At 57.4% G+C, this 18,722-nt stretch carries 19 protein-coding genes and 5 tRNA genes; 7 read left to right on the top strand and 17 right to left on the bottom strand.

The genetic code is table 11. The features are described from left to right. Positions 1-52 precede the first annotated feature (52 nt). From ABIC80_RS17765 to mltB, 16 genes are all read right to left on the bottom strand, one after another. The gene (locus tag ABIC80_RS17765) at positions 53-481 is read right to left on the bottom strand and encodes a YqaA family protein (RefSeq protein WP_263754083.1); all 429 of its coding nucleotides are present in this window, start codon (positions 479-481) and stop codon (positions 53-55) included. Beyond that, on the bottom strand, positions 478-1,044 hold the full coding sequence (gene yqaB / locus ABIC80_RS17760) for a fructose-1-phosphate/6-phosphogluconate phosphatase (protein ID WP_429178149.1): 567 nt from the start codon (positions 1,042-1,044) through the stop codon (positions 478-480). Before yqaB ends, ABIC80_RS17765 begins: the two co-directional genes overlap by 4 nt. A 321-nt stretch (positions 1,045-1,365) precedes the next feature. Beyond that, positions 1,366-1,442 (bottom strand) — tRNA-Arg (locus ABIC80_RS17755). 198 nt (positions 1,443-1,640) lie between these two features. Further along, positions 1,641-1,717, bottom strand: a tRNA-Arg gene (locus ABIC80_RS17750). Positions 1,718-1,782: 65 nt separating this feature from the next. After that, positions 1,783-1,859: transfer RNA gene (locus tag ABIC80_RS17745), tRNA-Arg, on the bottom strand. Between the two features lie 63 nt (positions 1,860-1,922). After that, a tRNA-Arg gene (locus ABIC80_RS17740) sits at positions 1,923-1,999 on the bottom strand. A 4-nt stretch (positions 2,000-2,003) separates the two neighbouring features. Continuing rightward, a tRNA-Ser gene (locus ABIC80_RS17735) sits at positions 2,004-2,096 on the bottom strand. 336 nt (positions 2,097-2,432) lie between these two features. Then, a complete protein-coding gene (csrA, locus tag ABIC80_RS17730; RefSeq protein ID WP_023480680.1) occupies positions 2,433-2,618 on the bottom strand; it encodes a carbon storage regulator CsrA in 186 nt (61 codons plus the stop codon). Between the two features lie 238 nt (positions 2,619-2,856). Next, positions 2,857-5,487 (bottom strand): alanine--tRNA ligase, encoded by a 2,631-nt coding sequence (alaS, locus tag ABIC80_RS17725; protein WP_200135652.1) that lies wholly within the window; start codon positions 5,485-5,487, stop codon positions 2,857-2,859. Between the two features lie 130 nt (positions 5,488-5,617). Continuing rightward, entirely contained in the window at positions 5,618-6,133 is a 516-nt protein-coding gene (gene recX / locus ABIC80_RS17720; RefSeq protein ID WP_094421794.1) for a recombination regulator RecX, read from the bottom strand. A gap of 67 nt (positions 6,134-6,200) precedes the next feature. Continuing rightward, positions 6,201-7,265, bottom strand: coding sequence for a recombinase RecA (gene recA, locus ABIC80_RS17715; protein WP_023480527.1), 1,065 nt, complete (start codon positions 7,263-7,265; stop codon positions 6,201-6,203). 90 nt (positions 7,266-7,355) lie between these two features. Then, on the bottom strand, positions 7,356-7,853 hold the full coding sequence (pncC, locus tag ABIC80_RS17710; protein ID WP_023480601.1) for a nicotinamide-nucleotide amidase: 498 nt from the start codon (positions 7,851-7,853) through the stop codon (positions 7,356-7,358). A 186-nt stretch (positions 7,854-8,039) separates the two neighbouring features. Continuing rightward, a complete protein-coding gene (locus ABIC80_RS17705) occupies positions 8,040-8,918 on the bottom strand; it encodes a metal ABC transporter substrate-binding protein (RefSeq protein WP_094421798.1) in 879 nt (292 codons plus the stop codon). 11 nt (positions 8,919-8,929) lie between these two features. Next, a complete protein-coding gene (locus ABIC80_RS17700; RefSeq protein WP_042714680.1) occupies positions 8,930-9,793 on the bottom strand; it encodes a metal ABC transporter permease in 864 nt (287 codons plus the stop codon). Beyond that, entirely contained in the window at positions 9,790-10,452 is a 663-nt protein-coding gene (locus tag ABIC80_RS17695; protein ID WP_429178030.1) for a metal ABC transporter ATP-binding protein, read from the bottom strand. Before ABIC80_RS17695 ends, ABIC80_RS17700 begins: the two co-directional genes overlap by 4 nt. Before the next feature lie 226 nt (positions 10,453-10,678). Further along, complete coding sequence (mltB, locus tag ABIC80_RS17690; protein ID WP_094421800.1) at positions 10,679-11,761, bottom strand: lytic murein transglycosylase B; 1,083 nt, start codon at positions 11,759-11,761, stop codon at positions 10,679-10,681. A 270-nt stretch (positions 11,762-12,031) separates the two neighbouring features. On the opposite strand from mltB, the gene srlA reads away from it, so the two are divergent. From srlA to gutQ, 7 genes are all read left to right on the top strand, one after another. Next, positions 12,032-12,592 (top strand): PTS glucitol/sorbitol transporter subunit IIC, encoded by a 561-nt coding sequence (gene srlA / locus ABIC80_RS17685; protein ID WP_429178028.1) that lies wholly within the window; start codon positions 12,032-12,034, stop codon positions 12,590-12,592. Next, positions 12,589-13,548 (top strand): PTS glucitol/sorbitol transporter subunit IIB, encoded by a 960-nt coding sequence (srlE, locus tag ABIC80_RS17680; protein WP_124967451.1) that lies wholly within the window; start codon positions 12,589-12,591, stop codon positions 13,546-13,548. The genes srlA and srlE overlap by 4 nt, the downstream gene beginning before the upstream one ends. A 10-nt stretch (positions 13,549-13,558) precedes the next feature. Next, positions 13,559-13,921: a PTS glucitol/sorbitol transporter subunit IIA gene (gene srlB, locus ABIC80_RS17675; RefSeq protein WP_242389156.1), complete on the top strand. Its 363-nt coding sequence runs from the start codon at positions 13,559-13,561 to the stop codon at positions 13,919-13,921. A 17-nt stretch (positions 13,922-13,938) separates the two neighbouring features. Then, a complete protein-coding gene (srlD, locus tag ABIC80_RS17670; protein ID WP_054804638.1) occupies positions 13,939-14,718 on the top strand; it encodes a sorbitol-6-phosphate dehydrogenase in 780 nt (259 codons plus the stop codon). A gap of 158 nt (positions 14,719-14,876) precedes the next feature. Next, positions 14,877-15,236 carry a transcriptional regulator GutM gene (gene gutM, locus ABIC80_RS17665; RefSeq protein WP_242389157.1) on the top strand — a complete coding sequence of 120 codons (360 nt, stop codon included), beginning with the start codon at positions 14,877-14,879 and terminating at the stop codon, positions 15,234-15,236. Between the two features lie 67 nt (positions 15,237-15,303). Further along, positions 15,304-16,077, top strand: coding sequence for a glucitol operon DNA-binding transcriptional repressor SrlR (srlR, locus tag ABIC80_RS17660; protein WP_042714694.1), 774 nt, complete (start codon positions 15,304-15,306; stop codon positions 16,075-16,077). Then, positions 16,070-17,035 (top strand): arabinose-5-phosphate isomerase GutQ, encoded by a 966-nt coding sequence (gene gutQ / locus ABIC80_RS17655; protein ID WP_200581197.1) that lies wholly within the window; start codon positions 16,070-16,072, stop codon positions 17,033-17,035. Before srlR ends, gutQ begins: the two co-directional genes overlap by 8 nt. Here gutQ and norR read toward each other — a convergent pair. Next, positions 17,032-18,546, bottom strand: coding sequence for a nitric oxide reductase transcriptional regulator NorR (gene norR / locus ABIC80_RS17650; RefSeq protein ID WP_429178026.1), 1,515 nt, complete (start codon positions 18,544-18,546; stop codon positions 17,032-17,034). The two genes, gutQ and norR, sit on opposite strands and share 4 nt — an antisense overlap. Between the last annotated feature and the right edge of the window lie 176 nt (positions 18,547-18,722).

The raw sequence follows: 18,722 nt of genomic DNA, 5'->3' as shown, positions 1-18,722 counted from the left end.
TATTAAGCATAATTGTAATGGTTGACGATGAAAGGTCACTCACGCAATCCAATTAGTGCCACCACGTCATACCCTGAAGCGTTACGAGGGCGAGAGCCACATAGCGCAACGCTTTGCCAAGGCATAAAAAAAAGAGCACTGGCCCCCACGAAAGGCGTAGCCATCCCGCAAGTATGCACAGCAGATCGCCTATAACAGGCATCCAGCTCAATAACAGCGCCGCAGCGCCGTAACGTTTGAGCCAGCCGGTCGCCCTCTCCTGCCAGCGCGATGATTTACGCTGCGGGAAGAAGCGCCCAAGAATAACGTTAGTCAGCCCTCCAAGGCTATTACCCATTGTTGCTATTACAACAAGCCACCAGGGCTGGCTGACTTTCGCCAACAGCATAGCGACCAGCACCACCTCCGAGTTGCCCGGTAAAATCGTGGCACTGAGAAAACTGCTGGCGAACAGTGAAAGAAGCGGTAGCGCATCGCTCACAATATGCGGACATCCACAGCGTCCATACCGGCTGCACGCGCCGCCTGCAGGCCGAAGTCGGCATCTTCAAATACCACGCACTGCGACGGCTGCACGCCCATACGTTCGGCGCAGAGTAAAAAGGTATCCGGTGCGGGTTTATGGTGCTGAACGTGATCGGCGGCAATTACCGCATCAAAATAGTGTCGCAGACCGAGATGCGCCAGCAGCGCTTCAGCAACGGCGCTTTCACTTCCGGTGCCAACCGACATCGGGCGACGCCCGTGCCACGCTTTTACCACGTCGATAAGCGGTAACGGGCGCACGCAATCGAGCAGCATCGCTTTTACGGCTGCGGTTTTCTCTTGGGCAAGTAAGTGGGGATCAAGATCGGCCTGGTTTTCTTTGATAACGGCTTCGGCGATACGCCAGGTTGGCGAGCCGTTCAGCGCGACCATTGCCTGTTCGTCAAAATGCATGCCGTAACGCGCCAGCACCTCGTACCAGGCTTTGCGGTGGGTTGGTTCAGTATCCAGGATGGTGCCATCCATATCAAAAATCAAACCAGCGTAACGTGCGTACATCATGTTCTCACAAACCGGATAACTAACATTTACTTTAACGTAAACAAGGCTTTTTGTCGCATCCAGCGCGAGATTAGCTTCAGGGAATATGATTTTGGGCAGAATTTCGTCGAAAGTGTGGGAGTTTTGAGGATGATGCTTTAAGCAGAAAGAATAAGAGAGGAGTTTATTGATGAGTTCGTAAAAGATGGTGCATCCGGGAGGATGACTCGGCTTCGCCTCGCCCTTCGGGTCGTTGCTGAAGCAACGCTATCCTCCCTGGTGCTCGCGGTTAGGCCCGCTACCCCTGAGAAAACAGACTCGCTGTTATCTCGCAGAGAATGGTGCATCCGGGAGGATTCGAACCTCCGACCGCTCGGTTCGTAGCCGAGTACTCTATCCAGCTGAGCTACGGATGCATTGGGAAAACTTTATTTACAACGCAGATTCAGTGCCATGTTTATCACAATCACACTGAGCAAGATGGTGCATCCGGGAGGATGACTCGGCTTCGCCTCGCCCTTCGGGTCGTTGCTGAAGCAACGCTATCCTCTCTGGTGCTTGCGGTTAGACCCGCCACCCCTGAGAAAACAGACTTACAGATATTGCGCAGAATATGGTGCATCCGGGAGGATTCGAACCTCCGACCGCTCGGTTCGTAGCCGAGTACTCTATCCAGCTGAGCTACGGATGCATCGGGAAAACTTTATTTACAACGCAGATTCAGTGTCGTGTTTATCACAATCACACTGAGCAAGATGGTGCATCCGGGAGGATTCGAACCTCCGACCGCTCGGTTCGTAGCCGAGTACTCTATCCAGCTGAGCTACGGATGCATCGGGAAAACTTGCTTTACAACGCTGATTCAGTGTCGCATTACCTCGCCACACTGAGCAAGATGGTGCATCCGGGAGGATTCGAACCTCCGACCGCTCGGTTCGTAGCCGAGTACTCTATCCAGCTGAGCTACGGATGCAAAATGGCGGTGAGGCGGGGATTCGAACCCCGGATGCAGCTTTTGACCGCATACTCCCTTAGCAGGGGAGCGCCTTCAGCCTCTCGGCCACCTCACCACACGCCTCTTACGAGTGCTTCGAAGAGTTCGTTAAGAGCTCATCGTCGCTGCGTGGCGCACATATTACTTTCTGGGACTTATAAGTCAAACAATTTTTCCCAGCCCTGAATCGTTTGCACACTTCGCAGGCAATTAGGCGCTAAAAAGGGCAAAAAGGATGTTTTATCAGCAAAAATTCACTGCCCCGCAGGCATGACATTACAGATGTGTGAAAACAAAAATGGCGCGAGAAAGTATCAGATGCAGGAAATCTGCAATAAAAATGAGACAGAGAAGCGGGAGAATCGACGGGAGGGTTGCGTCTCGCCGAACAACCGCGAGACGCATAATGGCATCAGAAATTGGACTGCTGGGATTTTTCAGCCTGGATACGCTGGTAGATCTCTTCACGATGGACCGATACTTCTTTGGGGGCGTTTACGCCAATGCGCACCTGGTTACCCTTAACCCCTAATACAGTCACAGTGACCTCATCCCCAATCATGAGGGTTTCACCAACTCGACGAGTCAGAATCAGCATTCTTTGCTCCTTGAAAGATTAAAAGAGTCGGGTCTCTCTGTATCCCGGCATTATCCGTCATACAACGCCAAAACATAAGCGATGACAAACTCATAACATGCAAGCAGCCATGGCATTACATTCTGTAGACGTAAGTTTAGCCGATATACACAACTTCAACCTGACTTTCTCGTTATCAATAGCGTAGTGGCAACAAAGCCATAACCTCAAGGTTATGGCTTGTGCGTTCGCTTTGTAATTATGACAGTTTAGCGCTTACCCAATCTTTAACACTGGCGAGAGCAGCAGGCAGCGCGGCCGCATCGGTACCACCGGCTTGCGCCATGTCCGGGCGTCCACCGCCTTTGCCCCCAACCTGTTGGGCGACCATTCCTACCAGTTCCCCTGCTTTAACGCGGTCAGTCACATCCTTAGAGACGCCCGCGATGAGAGAAACTTTACCTTCAACAACAGTGGCAAGAACGATAACCGAAGCGCCGAGTTGGTTCTTCAGGTCGTCCACCATGGTACGCAGCATCTTCGGCTCGACACCTTCCAGCTCGCTCACCAGCAGCTTAACGCCGTTGATCTCCATCGCGTTACCGGAGAGGTTTGCGCTCTCTTGCGCTGCCGCCTGTGCTTTAAGCTGCTGCAACTCTTTTTCCAGCTGACGCGTACGTTCAATCACTGAACGCACTTTGTCGCCGAGATTCTGGCTGTCGCCTTTCAGCAACTGAGCAATATCCTGTAGCTGATCGTTCTGCGCATGCAGGCTGGCAATTGCCGCTTCGCCGGTGACGGCTTCGATACGACGCACGCCCGCCGCGGTGCCGGATTCAGACACAATGCGGAACAGACCAATATCACCGGTGCGCGAAGCATGCGTACCGCCGCAAAGCTCGGTGGAGAAATCCCCCATCTGCAACACGCGAACGCGATCTTCATACTTCTCGCCAAACAGCGCCATTGCGCCGTTCGCTTTTGCCGCTTCAAGATCCATGATGTTGGTTTCGATCGGCAGGTTGCGACGAATTTGCGCATTCACCATATCTTCCACCGCGCGGATTTCCGCCGGCTTCATGGCTTCGAAATGGGAGAAGTCAAAACGCAGCGCTTTGTCATTCACCAGCGACCCTTTCTGCGCGACATGCGTACCAAGTACGCTACGCAGCGCGGCGTGCATCAGGTGGGTGGCAGAGTGGTTAAGGCGGATACGGGCGCGACGCGCTTCGTCAACTTCCGCTTTCACGCCGTCGCCCACTTTCAGCGAACCGCTGCTGAGCTTGCCGACATGACCAATCGCCTGACCATACTTCTGCGTATCCAGGACGGCGAATGTAAAGCCGTTGCCTTTCAGCTCGCCTTTATCACCAACCTGGCCGCCTGATTCCGCATAGAACGGGGTCTCATCAAGCACGACAACCGCTTCCTGGCCGGCGGCAATCGACTCAACCTGTTTGCCATCGACAAACAGCGCGGTCACTTTGCCGTTCAGCTCAAGCTGATCGTAGCCTTTAAATTCTGTTGCGCTATCAACGCGGATCATCGCGTTGTAGTCTGCGCCAAAGCCGCTGGACTCACGTGCGCGACGGCGCTGCTCTTCCATTGCCGCTTCGAAGCCCGCTTCATCCACTTTCAGATTGCGCTCGCGGCAGACGTCTGCGGTCAGATCGACCGGGAAACCGTAGGTGTCGTACAGGCGGAAGGCGGTTTCGCCATCCAGCGTGTCGCCCTGCAGTTTGGAGAGCTCTTCATCCAGCAGTGCCAGACCGCGCTCCAGCGTACGTGCAAACTGCTCTTCTTCGGTTTTCAGAACCTGCTCAACCTGCGCCTGCTGGCGCTGCAGCTCTTCCCCGGCGGAACCCATCACTTCAATCAGCGGGCCAACCAGTTTATAGAAGAAGGTATCCTTCGCGCCGAGCATGTTGCCGTGACGAATCGCGCGGCGAATGATGCGGCGCAGCACGTAGCCGCGGTTCTCATTCGATGGGATCACACCGTCCGCAATCAGGAAGGCGCAAGAGCGGATATGGTCAGCGATAACGCGCAGAGATTTGTTGCTCAGATCCGTTGCGCCGGTCACTTTCGCAACCTGCTGGATCAGCTTCGAGAACAGATCGATTTCATAGTTGGAGTTCACGTGCTGCAGCACGGCTGTAATACGCTCCAGGCCCATACCGGTGTCTACGGACGGCTTCGGCAGCGGCTCCATGGTGCCATCAGCCTGGCGGTTGAACTGCATAAAGACGATGTTCCAGATCTCGATATAGCGATCGCCATCCTCTTCCGGGCTGCCCGGCGGGCCACCCCAGATGTGGTCGCCGTGATCGTAGAAGATCTCGGTGCAGGGGCCACACGGACCGGTATCGCCCATCTGCCAGAAGTTGTCAGACGCATACGCTGCGCCTTTGTTATCACCGATACGAATAATACGTTCGCGCGGGATACCGACCTCTTTTTCCCAAATTTCGTACGCTTCATCGTCGGTTTCGTACACCGTCACCCACAGACGCTCTTTCGGCAGCTTGAACCAGTTTTCACCGGTCAGCAGTTCCCATGCGTACTGGATAGCATCATGTTTGAAGTAGTCGCCGAAGCTGAAGTTGCCCAGCATTTCAAAGAAGGTGTGATGACGTGCGGTGTAGCCGACGTTTTCCAGGTCGTTGTGTTTGCCACCTGCACGCACGCAGCGCTGCGACGTGGTTGCGCGGGAATAATTACGTTTGTCGAGCCCAAGGAAAACGTCCTTGAACTGGTTCATCCCGGCGTTGGTAAACAGCAAAGTCGGGTCGTTATTCGGTACCAGGGAGCTGCTGGCAACTACCTGATGTCCCTTGCTATGGAAAAAATCGAGAAACGCCTGACGGATCTCAGCGGTGCTCTTGCTCATAATTATCCTGAAATCAAGCTAACGAAATGTGGTAGCGGGCCATCGCCATCGCATGGCAGACGCATCCGCTACTGGAAAAAGTGGGAATAAGATAAGTTTTCTTTAGTGGGAAGTAAAATCCCGTATGCGCTCAGTCGGCAAAATTTCGCCATATTTCCTGAATATCTTCTTGCATAAAGCCGCGATAGAGCAGAAAGCGTTGCACTTTCACTTTTGCAGCAAATTCAGTGGGCAACGGCTCGCCATATTTGCGCTGCGCCTGATCGCGGGCGCTGCTTACCCAGTCAATCTCGCATTCGCGCATCGCGTTTTCGCTGGTCTCCCGGGCAATACCTTTCTGGTTCAGCTCCTGGCGAATACGTACCGGGCCATACCCTTTGCGCGCGCGGCTGGCGATAAACTGACGGACAAAACGGCTGTCATCAAGAAAGCTGTGCTCTATGCACCACGCCACAACCTGATCGATCTCTTCCGGCGTCGCGTCAACCGCTTCCGGGCCCTTCTTCGTCATGATGGGTGCGGCAAGCTTGCGGCGAAACTCAAGTTCGCTATGGTCGCGCATTGCCAGAATACGCATGGCGCGATCGCGTAAGCGCGCCATGGCGCTGCGGCGGGAGGTGTTATCAGAAGAGGAGTTATCGGACATCGTAAAATCCTGTCACCATAAAAACAAAAAGGGCTGCATCAGCAGCCCTTGATTACGGATAACGTTATCAGAAATCTTCGTTAGTTTCTTCAACGCCCGCGTCTTTGTCGTCAACGGTAAACTCTGGCGTCGCAGTCTGGTTGCTGAGCAGAATTTCGCGCAGCTTCTTCTCGATCTCTTTCGCCGCAGCCGGGTTCTCTTTCAGCCAGGAGGTCGCGTTCGCTTTACCCTGACCAATCTTGTCGCCGTTGTAGCTGTACCAGGCGCCCGCTTTTTCGATCAGCTTCTCTTTCACGCCCAGGTCGACCAGCTCGCCGTAGAAGTTAATGCCTTCGCCGTAAAGGATCTGGAATTCAGCCTGTTTAAACGGTGCCGCGATTTTGTTTTTCACAACCTTCACGCGGGTTTCGCTGCCGACAACCACATCGCCCTCTTTCACCGCGCCGATACGGCGGATGTCGAGACGAACGGAAGCGTAGAACTTCAGCGCGTTACCACCGGTAGTGGTTTCCGGGTTACCGAACATTACACCGATCTTCATACGGATCTGGTTGATGAAGATAAGCAGCGTATTGGACTGCTTCAGGTTACCGGCCAGCTTACGCATCGCCTGGCTCATCATACGTGCCGCGAGGCCCATGTGAGAGTCACCGATTTCGCCTTCGATTTCCGCTTTCGGCGTCAGCGCCGCAACGGAGTCGACCACCAGCACGTCAACCGCGCCGGAACGCGCCAGCGCGTCACAGATTTCCAGCGCCTGCTCGCCGGTATCCGGCTGGGAGCAGAGCAGGTTATCGATATCAACGCCCAGTTTGCGGGCATATACCGGATCCAGCGCGTGTTCCGCATCGATAAACGCACAGGTTTTGCCTTCGCGCTGCGCCGCAGCGATAACCTGCAGAGTCAGGGTGGTTTTACCGGACGACTCAGGCCCGTAAATTTCGACGATACGGCCCATTGGCAGACCGCCCGCGCCCAGCGCGATGTCGAGGGAGAGTGAGCCGGTAGAGATAGTCTCTACATCCATGGAGCGGTCTTCACCCAGACGCATGATGGAGCCTTTACCGAATTGCTTTTCGATCTGACCCAGTGCAGCTGCAAGCGCCTTTTGTTTGTTTTCGTCGATAGCCATTATTACTCCTGTCATGCAGAGTGAAGCGCGTTACGCCCCGTGGTGAATAACTGATTTGTTGCGGCAATTATACTGTATAGTCATACAGTATCAAGCCTTTTGTAGAAAATGTTGCCAGAGGGTCGTAAGTGCATAGGCCGTCGCTTGACGACGCACCGATTCACGGTCTCCCTGGAAGCATTCGCGCCGCGTAATCCCTTCTCCGTTAACGCAGGCAAGCCCAAACCAGACGGTGCCGACAGGCTTGCTTTCGCTGCCGCCATCCGGCCCGGCGATGCCGCTAATCGAAATCGCATAGTCAGCGCGCGCGGCTTTAAGGGCCCCAATCGCCATCTCGACTACCACCGGCTCGCTGACAGCGCCGTGCGCATCCAGCGTCTCGCTTTTCACGCCGATCATTTGCGCTTTCGCTTCATTACTGTAGGTCACAAACCCGCGTTCAAACCAGGCGGAGCTGCCTGCGATATCGGTAATCACTTTCGCAACCCAACCGCCGGTGCAGGATTCAGCGGTGGTTAGCGTCGCGCCGCGCGCCTTTAGCGCAAGCCCGATGCGCTCGCTGAGCTGCATTAATTCACTGTCCGTCATGATGGCTCCCATGCCTCCATTAAACCGTGGCGTGAAAGATAGCACTTTCCCGTCAAATATGGGGATGGTATGGCAATTTTACGAGGCGACTTCCGAAAAAAGCAGTGTGATATAGCGGGGACGTGGTGAGGAGAAGCCCGGTGCGCCGTCGCGTCACCGGGTAGTTTACAGGCTATCCGCGCAGGGTTACTTCATGCTATTGGCGATAGTGTCCACGTTGTGGCGAAAGGCTTTCTGATAGGTATCCGCCACGCCCCCTTTTGCGCTCAGCGCTTCAGGGTAGAGCTCGCCGCCCGGCTGCGCGCCGGTGGCATTCGCGATCTGTTTTACCAGACGCGGGTCGAGCTGGTTCTCCATAAACCACACCTTCACGCCATCAGCTTTAATCTGTTTGATAAGCGCCGCCACCTGCGATGCATTGGCCTCGCTTTCCGATGAGAGCCCCTGCGGTGCCATAAACTCAACGCCATACGCGCGGGCAAAGTAGCCGAAGGCGTCATGGCTGGTGAGCACTTTGCGTTTCGCCTGCGGAATGGCGCTGAAGCGCTCTTTCGCCCAGCTATCCATCTCTTTCAACTGCTCAATATAGCGCTGTCCCGAGGCGTTAAGCGCCGCTTCATCCGCCGGGTCGGCTTTCACCAGCGCCTTGAGAATATTTTGCGCATAGAGGGCACCATTCGCGGCACTGTTCCACGCATGAGGGTCGGTGACCGTCGCACCATCCTCCTCCAGCGTATGGGTTTGCACACCGTCAGAGGCGATCACCAGTTGGCCTTTAAAACCGGAGGCCTTCACTAACCTGTCGAGCCAGCCTTCCAGCCCAAGCCCGTTGACCACCACCACATCCGCATTATTAAGCAGCGCACTATCTTTTGCCGAAGGCTCAAAGGTGTGCGGATCGCCATCCGGCCCCACCAGCGAGGTCACCTTTACATGATCTCCGCCCACCTGACGGGTGATATCGCCCAATATCGAAAAGCTGGTTACCACGTTGATGGTTTTTGCCACCGCGCTCTGCGCCATCAACCCGAGCGCCAGTGCCAGAATCACCCCTGTACGTTTCATTATGTTCCCCTTTATGTAAAAAGCGCGCGCAGGCTGTTTGCCAGCCCGCTGCGCGTGCCGAATAAGATGGATAAAAAGAAGATAAGGCTCGCAGTCAGCACTATTGCCGGGCCGGCAGGTAGCCCCGCCAGCCACGACAGGCTTAAGCCGAGCCAGGCGCAGAGCGCGCCAATCGCCGCAGCCAGCAGTAACAGACGCGGCAAGGTCCGCGCCCAGCAGCGCGCTGCCACGGCGGGCAGCATCATTACCCCCACCGCCATCAGCGTGCCGAGCACCTGAAAACCGGCCACCAGGTTGAGCACCAGCAGCGCCAAAAACAGCCCGTGCAGCATGCCCGGCAAGCGCGGTGCGTTGACCTGTAAAAAGGCGCTGTCGAACGCCTCACTCACCAATCCGCGATAACAGACGGCAAGGGTAATCAGCGTCAGGCTGGAAACCCCGGCGACAAACAGCGCCGCGTCGCGATCCACCGCCAGAATTGAGCCGAACAGCAGGTGCAGCAGATCGACATTCGACCCGCGCAGCGACACCAGCGTCACGCCCAGCGCCAGCGAGCCAAGGTAGAAACCGGCAAAGCTGGCATCCTCTTTCAGCGGCGTCCGGCGGCTGACCCACCCCGCCACCAGCGCGACGGCAATCCCGGCGATAAACCCGCCGACACTCATCGCCAGCAGCGACATGCCGCTCAGTAAGTAGCCCACCGCTACGCCGGGCAGGATGGCGTGGGATAACGCATCGCCCATCAGACTCATGCGCCGCAGCAGCAGAAAGATGCCGAGCGCCGTGGTGCTGACAGAGAGCGCGAGGCAGACCACCAGCGCGCGGCGCATAAACCCGTATTCGATAAAGGGCTGGAAAAAGAGATGCCAGATCATGCGCAGTTCTCCTCAAGGCTCAGCGTCGCCCCCCACTGCGCCCGTTTCTCATCCAGCCGCAGCGTCTGCGGAAAGTAGCGCGTCACGCGCGCGCTGTCGTGCAGCACCGCCAGCAGCGTCTGCCCGGCGCGGTGCATATCCACCATCTGCTCCATCAGCAGCTGCGACGTCGCTTCATCAATGCCGGTAAAGGGTTCATCGAGCATCACCAGCGGCGCGTTCTGCACCCAGATGCGGGCAAACAGCATGCGCTGAAACTGGCCGCCAGAGAGGGTGTCGATGGTCTCGTGCGCCATCTCCGTTAGCCCGACACGCTCCAGCCCCTGCGCCACGCGTTTGCGCGCATCGCGGTTCAGGCCAGCAAACAGGGAGATGCGCGGCCAGCAGCCCATGCTCACCACCTCCTGCACCGTCAGGGGAAATTGCGCCTCCAGCGCGTGACGCTGCGCCAGCCAGCCGATAGTGGGCCGCGCGCCCTGCCAGCGCAGCACGCCGCTGACCGGGGGTAAAAATCCCGCCAGCGTTTTCAGTAGTGTCGATTTGCCGCAGCCGTTGGCACCAACAATCGCCGTCATGCTGCCGCGCGCCAGCGTGCCGCACAGCGCCGGGGTGATCGCTAGCCGATCATAGCCAGCAACCAAGTGGTCCAGTTCCATCATGGCAGCGCAACCGCCCACTCAGTCAGTAGCCAAAGCAGCAGCAACAGCCCTGCCGCCAGCAGCAGGCGGCTCGCAGCGGAAAAGGAGAAAAGGGTTACGGGAATCATTCACACACCTCATATGTTATAACGTAACAATAAGCTGTAGTGATAATGATGTAAATCGCGGAGCGTAACGGGAGTGCGTCGAAATGTTTCAATCCCCTCCCGCAGGAGGGGAAAGCAATTTACTGAATACGCGCCAGCGCTACCGCCTGGCCAAGCTGCCAGACCGCCATCGCGTAGTGGGTGCTGTGGTTGTAGCGGGTGATGGTGTAGAAGTTCGGCAAACCGTACCAGTACTCATACCCGGTGCCGACATCGAGGCGCAGCAGGCTCGCCTGCTGATGATCGCCCAGCGGCTGTTGCGGTGTCAGACCCGCCGCCGCCAGCTGTCCGAGGCTGTAGTTGGTTTTGAAGCCGTTCGCCAGACCCGGTGCCTGGCCGTTAGCCGGAACCGCAACCTGATCGCCCTTCACCCAGCCGTGCTGTTTGAAGTAGTTAGCCACGCTGCCAATTGCATCCACCGGATCCCACAGGTTGATATGGCCATCGCCGTTGAAGTCCACCGCGTACTGCTTATAGGAGGACGGCATAAACTGGCCGTAGCCCATCGCACCGGCGAAAGAGCCTTTCAGTTCCAGCGGATCGTCGCTCTCATCGCGCGCCATCAGCAGGAAAGTCTCCAGCTCGCTGGCGAAGTAGTCTGCGCGGCGCGGGTAGTCAAAGGCCAGCGTCGCCAGCCCATCGAGGATGCGGGTTTTGCCCATCACGCGGCCCCAGCGCGTTTCCACGCCGATAATGCCAACGATAATTTCCGGCGGTACGCCGTAGACACGCCATGCGCGGTCGAGGGCATCCTGATACTGGTTCCAGAAAGCGACACCGTTCTGCACGTTATCCGGCGTGATGAACTGCTTGCGGTAGCGCAACCACGCACCGTTTGGCCCGGTTGGGCCCGCGGTCGTCGGCGCCTGTTTGTCCATCAGGCGCAATACGTAATCAAGACGTTTCGCCTGCGAAAGGATCTCATGCAGCTGCTGACGATCGAATCCATGCTTGCTCACCATCGCATCAATAAAGCGCTCTGCCGCCGGGTTATTGGCAAAGTCGCCGCCGCTCATCACCACCTCATGCTGCGGTTTAAGCAGAAAGCCGCCGGATGGCGCGGGCGACACGGTCTGGGGAGCTTCAGCGAGCGGGGGTTTACTGCTACAGGCACAGAGCACAACAAACGCGGGCAATAACGCCGCGTAACAACGCTTCAACATGGGATATCCACTTAAACGAATTCAGCCAGGGGGCAAGTATGGTAAAGCATTTCCCCGCCGACAAGGAAGCGCGGCATCACCTGCGTAGAGGATCGCATTTCCCCTGTATCCCCTTCTCTTTTCATTCATTTAAAACCGAAGCACCTCGCAAAAACTTTCAAAATGATCATTTTTTCTTTCATAGTGAGATCTAAATAACACATTAAGACCTTTCATCATGATTATGATAGCGCCCGGTGACATAACAAAAACCCCCTACAGGAGAGAACAATGGAAACCATCACGCATGGTGCCGAATGGTTCATCGGGCTGTTTCAGAAAGGCGGTGAGGTCTTTACCGGTATGGTGACCGGTATTTTGCCGCTGCTGATAAGCCTGCTGGTGATCATGAACGCGCTGATTAACTTTATTGGCCAACACCGCATTGAAAAACTTGCCCAGCGCTGCGCGGGCAACCCGATCGCCCGCTACTTACTGCTGCCCTGCATCGGCACATTTGTGTTCTGTAACCCGATGACGTTAAGCCTCGGGCGCTTTATGCCGGAACGATACAAACCGAGCTATTACGCCGCCGCGTCCTATAGCTGCCACTCGATGAACGGCCTCTTCCCGCATATCAACCCCGGCGAGCTGTTTGTCTACCTCGGTATCGCCAGCGGCCTTACAACGCTCGGCTTACCCCTCGGTCCGCTGGCGGTGAGCTACCTGCTGGTAGGCCTGGTGACCAACTTCTTCCGTGGCTGGGTCACCGATCTCACTACCCGCATTTTTGAGCGAAAAATGGGCATTCAGCTTGCACATGAAGTTCACCTCGCCGGAGCAAAATCATGAGCCGAATCATTATTGAAAAAGGTGCCGGCGGCTGGGGCGGCCCGCTGGAGATCGATGCCAGCAGCGAGAAGAAGATCGTCTATATCACCGCGGGCACGCGCCCGGCAATCGTCGACAAACTGGCGCAGTTGACCGGCTGGCAGGCGGTGGACGGCTTTAAAGAGGGTGAACCGCCTGAGGAGGAGATCGGTGTGGCGGTGATTGACTGCGGCGGCACGCTGCGCTGCGGCATCTACCCCAAACGCCGCATTCCGACCGTCAATATTCATGCGACGGGCAAGTCGGGGCCGCTGGCGCAATACATCCTTGAGGATATCTATGTCTCTGGCGTGAAAGAGGAGAACATCCGGCTGCAAGGTGACGCTCCGGCTGCCAGAGCGCCCCAGCCGCGGGATTACGACACCACGAAAAAGATCACCGAACAGAGCGACGGCCTGCTGGCGAAAGTCGGCATGGGTATGGGTTCGGCGGTGGCGGTGCTGTTCCAGGCCGGTCGCGACACCATTGATACGGTGCTAAAAACCATCCTGCCGTTTATGGCCTTCGTCTCGGCGCTGATCGGCATCATCATGGCTTCCGGGCTGGGCGACTGGATCGCTCACGGCCTTGCGCCGCTGGCCAGCCATCCGCTCGGGCTGGTGACGCTGGCGCTGATTTGCTCCTTCCCGCTGCTCTCGCCTTTTCTTGGCCCGGGGGCGGTTATCGCTCAGGTTATCGGCGTGCTGATTGGCGTGCAGATAGGCCAGGGGCATATCCCTCCGCACCTTGCGCTACCGGCACTGTTCGCCATTAACGCCCAGGCCGCCTGCGACTTTATTCCCGTTGGCCTGTCGCTGGCAGAAGCCCGCCAGGAGACGGTACGCGTCGGCGTCCCTTCCGTGCTGGTGAGCCGCTTTTTAACCGGTGCGCCAACGGTGCTGATCGCCTGGTTTGTCTCCGGTTTTATCTATCAATAAGGGGTGATGCATGACCGTTATCTATCAAACCACCATAACCGCAATTGGCGAAAGCGCACCGGAGGCGCTCAGCGACAACATGCTGATCACCTTCCGCGAGGGCGCACCTGCCGATGTCGCCGAGTTCTGTTTTATCCATAACCACGGCCCGCTCTGCGGCGCACTGCTGCCGGGCGCAAAGTTTACGCTCGGTGAAAAGCACTACCCCGTCACCGCCGTCGGCGAGGTCGCCGAGCAGAATTTGCGTGAGCTGGGTCATATCACCCTGCGTTTCGATGGACAGACGCAGGCGGAGTTTCCGGGCACGGTGCACGTCGCCGGTCCGGTACCGGACGCTGTCGCGCCGGGCTGCATTTTAAAATTTGTCGCTTAAGGTCTAAGGAGAAGAGTATGAAACAGGTTGCCGTTGTCATTGGTGGAGGACAGACCCTCGGGGCGTTCCTCAGCCGTGGGCTTGCCGCAGAAGGGTACCGCGTGGCGGTTGTCGATATTCAGAGTGATAAAGCGGCGACGGTCGCTAATGAAATTAACAGCGAGTATGGCGAAGGGATGGCCTATGGCTTTGGTGCCGACGCCACCAGCGAGCAGAGCGTGCTGGCGCTGGCGCGCGGCGTTGATGAGATTTTTGGCCGCGCCGATCTGCTGGTCTATAGCGCCGGGATCGCCAAAGCGGCGTTTATCAGCGACTTTGCGCTGGGGGATTTTGACCGCTCGCTGCAGGTTAACCTGGTGGGCTATTTCCTTTGTGCCCGCGAGTTTGCCAAATTGATGATCCGCGATGGCATTCAGGGGCGCATTATCCAGATCAACTCCAAGTCCGGCAAAGTGGGCAGCAAGCACAACTCCGGCTACAGCGCGGCGAAGTTCGGCGGCGTAGGGCTAACGCAATCCCTGGCGCTGGATCTGGCGGAGTATGGCATTACCGTGCACTCATTGATGCTCGGCAACCTGCTGAAGTCGCCAATGTTCCAGTCGCTGATCCCGCAATATGCCAGCAAGCTTGGCATTCCGGCAGAGGAAGTGGAGCAGCATTACGTTGATAAAGTGCCGCTGAAGCGCGGCTGCGATTATCAGGATGTGCTGAACGTGCTGATGTTCTACGCCAGCCCGAAAGCCTCCTACTGTACCGGCCAGTCAATCAACGTCACCGGCGGTCAGGTGATGTTCTGATTCGCCCCCAACGCCTGATGGCGCTGCGGTTCTTGTAGGCCTGGGTTTTGTAGGCCGGATAAGGCGTCAGCCGCCATCCGGCAAACAGCCCACACCTACGCCTGATGGCGCTGCGCTTATCAGGCCTACGGGTTCAGCGATTTATAAAGGAGACACCGATGGTTTCATCCCTTATCACTCTCGCCATTATCGCCTGGCTCAGCCAGCTGGCGCTTGGCGGCTGGCAAATCCGCCAGTTCAACAAAGCTTTTGACTCGCTCTGCCAGCGCGGGCGCGTCGGCGTTGGTCGCTCGGGCGGGCGCTTTAAACCGCGCGTAGTGCTGGCGGTGGCCTTCGATCAACACGATCGCGTCAGCGACACGTTACTGATGCGCGGCCTGACGGTTTTTGCCCGCCCGAGCAAAATTGAGCGCTTAATCGGCGTAAAAAGAGAGGAATTAGAGCCCGATGTGATCTTTCCCCATGATCCGGGCTGTCAGAATGCTCTATCATTGGCGCTTAAAATGAAACATGGATAATTTCGTTGTGAACGCTATTAGCTTGCGAAATTATCATTTCGCAACGTAACGCAGGATATCTTCGCCTATGAAACCACGTCAGCGTCAGGCGGCAATTCTTGAGCATCTGCAGAAGCAGGGAAAGTGTTCTGTTGAAGAGCTGGCACACCACTTTGATACCACCGGCACAACCATCCGCAAAGATCTGGTCGCGCTGGAGCAGTCCGGCGCGGTGATCCGCACCTACGGCGGGGTGGTGCTCAATAAAGACGAGGCCGATCCGCCCATCGATCACAAAACGTTGATCAACACCGTGCAAAAGGGTCTGATTGCCGAAGCAGCCGTTGGCTACATCCACGACGGCGACTCGATCATCCTCGACGCGGGCAGCACGGTGCTGCAAATGGTGCCGCTGCTCAGCCACTTCAATAACATCACCGTGATGACCAACAGCCTGCATATCGTCAACGCCCTTTCAGAGCTGGATAACGAACAGACCATCCTGATGCCCGGCGGCACATTCCGCAAAAAATCGGCCTCCTTCCACGGCCAGCTGGCGGAGAACGCCTTTGAGCAGTTCAGCTTCGACAAGCTGTTTATGGGCACCGACGGCATCGATCTTAACGCCGGGGTGACCACCTTTAATGAGGTCTTCACCGTCAGCAAAGCGATGTGCAATGCCGCCCGCGAGGTGATCCTGATGGCAGACTCCTCCAAGTTTGGCCGTAAAAGCCCCAATATTGTCTGTAGCCTTGAGAGCGTCGATAAGCTGATTACCGACGCCGGGATCCCGCCGGACGTTCGCGCCGCGCTGGAAGAGAAAGGAATCGATGTGATTATTGCCGGAGAAGAAAATGCGTGACGCTTTTATTAACGCCGCCCGCCAGGCTCTGCTGCTGGAGCTACAGGAAGCAAGCCGCCTGCCGGAGCGCCTTGGCGACGATTTTGTCCGCGCCGCTGAAACGGTGCTGAACTGCCAGGGCAAAGTGATTGTTTCCGGGATCGGTAAGTCCGGGCATATCGGCAAGAAGATTGCCGCCACCTTCGCCAGCACCGGCACCCCGGCCTTTTTTGTCCACCCGGCAGAGGCGCTGCACGGCGATCTCGGCATGATCGAGAGCCGCGACGTGATGCTGTTTATCTCCTACTCCGGTTCGGCAAAAGAGCTGGATCTGATCCTGCCGCGTCTTGACGAGAAAGCCGTCACGCTGCTGGCGATGACCGGTAAATCGCGCTCGCCGCTGGCGCTCGCTGCCCACGCGGTGCTTGATATTGCCGTTGAGCGCGAAGCCTGCCCGATGCATCTTGCCCCCACTTCCAGCACCGTCAACACGCTGATGATGGGCGATGCGCTGGCAATTGCAGTCATGCAGGCGCGCGGCTTTGACGAAGAGGATTTTGCCCGCTCGCATCCGGCGGGCGCGCTGGGCGCACGGCTGCTGAACAAAGTGCATCATCTGATGCGCAAAGCAGATCAGGTGCCGCAGGTGATGCTGACCAGCAGCGTGATGGACGCGATGCTGGAGCTGAGCCGCACCGGGCTGGGCCTGGTGGCAGTCTGCGACGCCGGGCATCACGTGCATGGGGTGTTTACGGATGGCGACCTGCGCCGCTGGCTGGTGGCGGGCGGTGCCTTAACCGCGGCGGTCAGCGAGGCGATGACGCCGGGCGGCATTACCCTTGACGCCAGTAGCCGCGCAGTGGATGCCAAAGAGCGCCTGATGCAGCGCAAAATCGCCGCCGCGCCGGTGGTAGATGATGCAGGTGAACTGGTCGGTGCCATCAACCTGCAGGACTTTTACCAGGCCGGAATTCTCTAGTCCTTGAGCCCAAGACGCTTCGCCAGCCGGTGCAGGTTGGCGACGTCCATCTCCAGCGCTCTGGCGCAGGCGGCCCACTTGCCGCCACTCTCCTCAAGCGCGCGAGAGATAAGTGTGCGCTGGAACGCCTCCGTCGCTTCGCGCAGGTTTTGCCCGCTTAACGGCACGCTTACCGGCTTTGCCGGCGGTGCAGGCTCATCGCTCAGGGCAAAGTGATGCGCTTCCAGCACGATATCCCCGGCATGCTGGGTGCCGCACGCCAGCACCACCGCCCGGTGGATGGCATGCTCCAGCTCGCGCACGTTCCCCGGCCAGCCGTAACGCTGCAAATGCCCGCGCGCAGCGGGGCTTAGCGCCACGCGCCCGAGACCAAAACGCAGGCGGCACTGCTCGCAAAAATAGCCCGCCAGTAGCACCACATCCTCGCCCCGCTCGCGCAGCGGCGGCACCTGTAACGGAAAGACGCTCAGGCGGTGATAGAGGTCGGCGCGAAACCGTCCGGCAACCACCTCTTCACGCAGATCGCGGTTGGTAGCAGCCAGCACCCGCACATCAACACGCTGGCTGCGGTCATCGCCGACGCGCTGAATATCGCCATACTGCAACACGCGGAGCAGCTTCGCCTGTAGCGCCAGCGAAAGCTCGCCAATCTCATCGAGAAACAGCGTGCCGTTATCGGCCATTTCGAACTTGCCGCTGCGGTTGCTGATGGCTCCGGTAAAGGCCCCTTTCACATGACCGAAAAGTTCGCTCTCGGCGACACTCTCCGGCAGCGCGGCGCAGTTAAGGTAGACCAGCGGCTTGTCGGCGCGCGGCGAGGCTTCGTGGATTGCCTTCGCCACCAGCTCTTTACCAGTGCCAGTTTCGCCGCCGATCAGCACGTTGAGATCCGAAGGCGCAACGATGGCGATCTCTTTTTTCAGCTGCACCATCCCTGGCGACAGGCCGATCATCTCGCTGCGCGCGACCTGCTCAAACGCCGCGGGCGCACCGGGCAGCATGTTCTGCCGCTCCAGCTCCTCAATCAGCAATGCGTTATTGAGCGCGCCTGCCGCCAGCGCGGCAACCAGCCGCAGCTCCTCATCACTGAAGGCGTCAAACTGATCCGGCGACATGCCGTCGAGAGTCAGCGCGCCAATCAGGTTTTGCCCGGCAAACAGCGGCAGGCCGACGCAGGCGTGCACTTTGAGTTTCTCCTGGCCGGGGATCAGCCCATCGTAGGGATCGGGCAGATCGCTGTCGGCAGGAAAGCGCACCACATCCCCGGCGCGGGCAATCGCTTCCAGCCGCGGGTGGCCTTCAAGGGTAAAGCGACGCCCGAGCACATCCTGCGCCAGGCCGTCGATCGCCAGCGGAATAAACTGCCGCGCCTCGTAGCGCAGCAGCGCCGAGGCATCGCACGCCAGCACCTGACGCAGGGTGGTAATCAGCCGCTGGAAACGATCCGCGTGACCGATCCCGCTTTGCAGTTCAATGGCGATACCCGCCAGCACATTCAGAGAAAAACGCATTCTGACCCCACTGTCATTTTGACAATACATAGTGTCATATTGACTGCATTTATCATAGTCATAATGACATTATAATTTTCGATTATTTTAAAAAAACATATCAATATCAAAATGATAAAAATCTGGCATGCCTCTTGATATAGCCATGTATCACATTGAGAAACTGCACAGGACTA

The organism is Kosakonia sp. 1610 (assembly GCF_050435845.1).
Lineage (GTDB): Bacteria > Pseudomonadota > Gammaproteobacteria > Enterobacterales > Enterobacteriaceae > Kosakonia > Kosakonia cowanii.
This window is presented reverse-complemented; position numbering and strand designations above follow the sequence as displayed.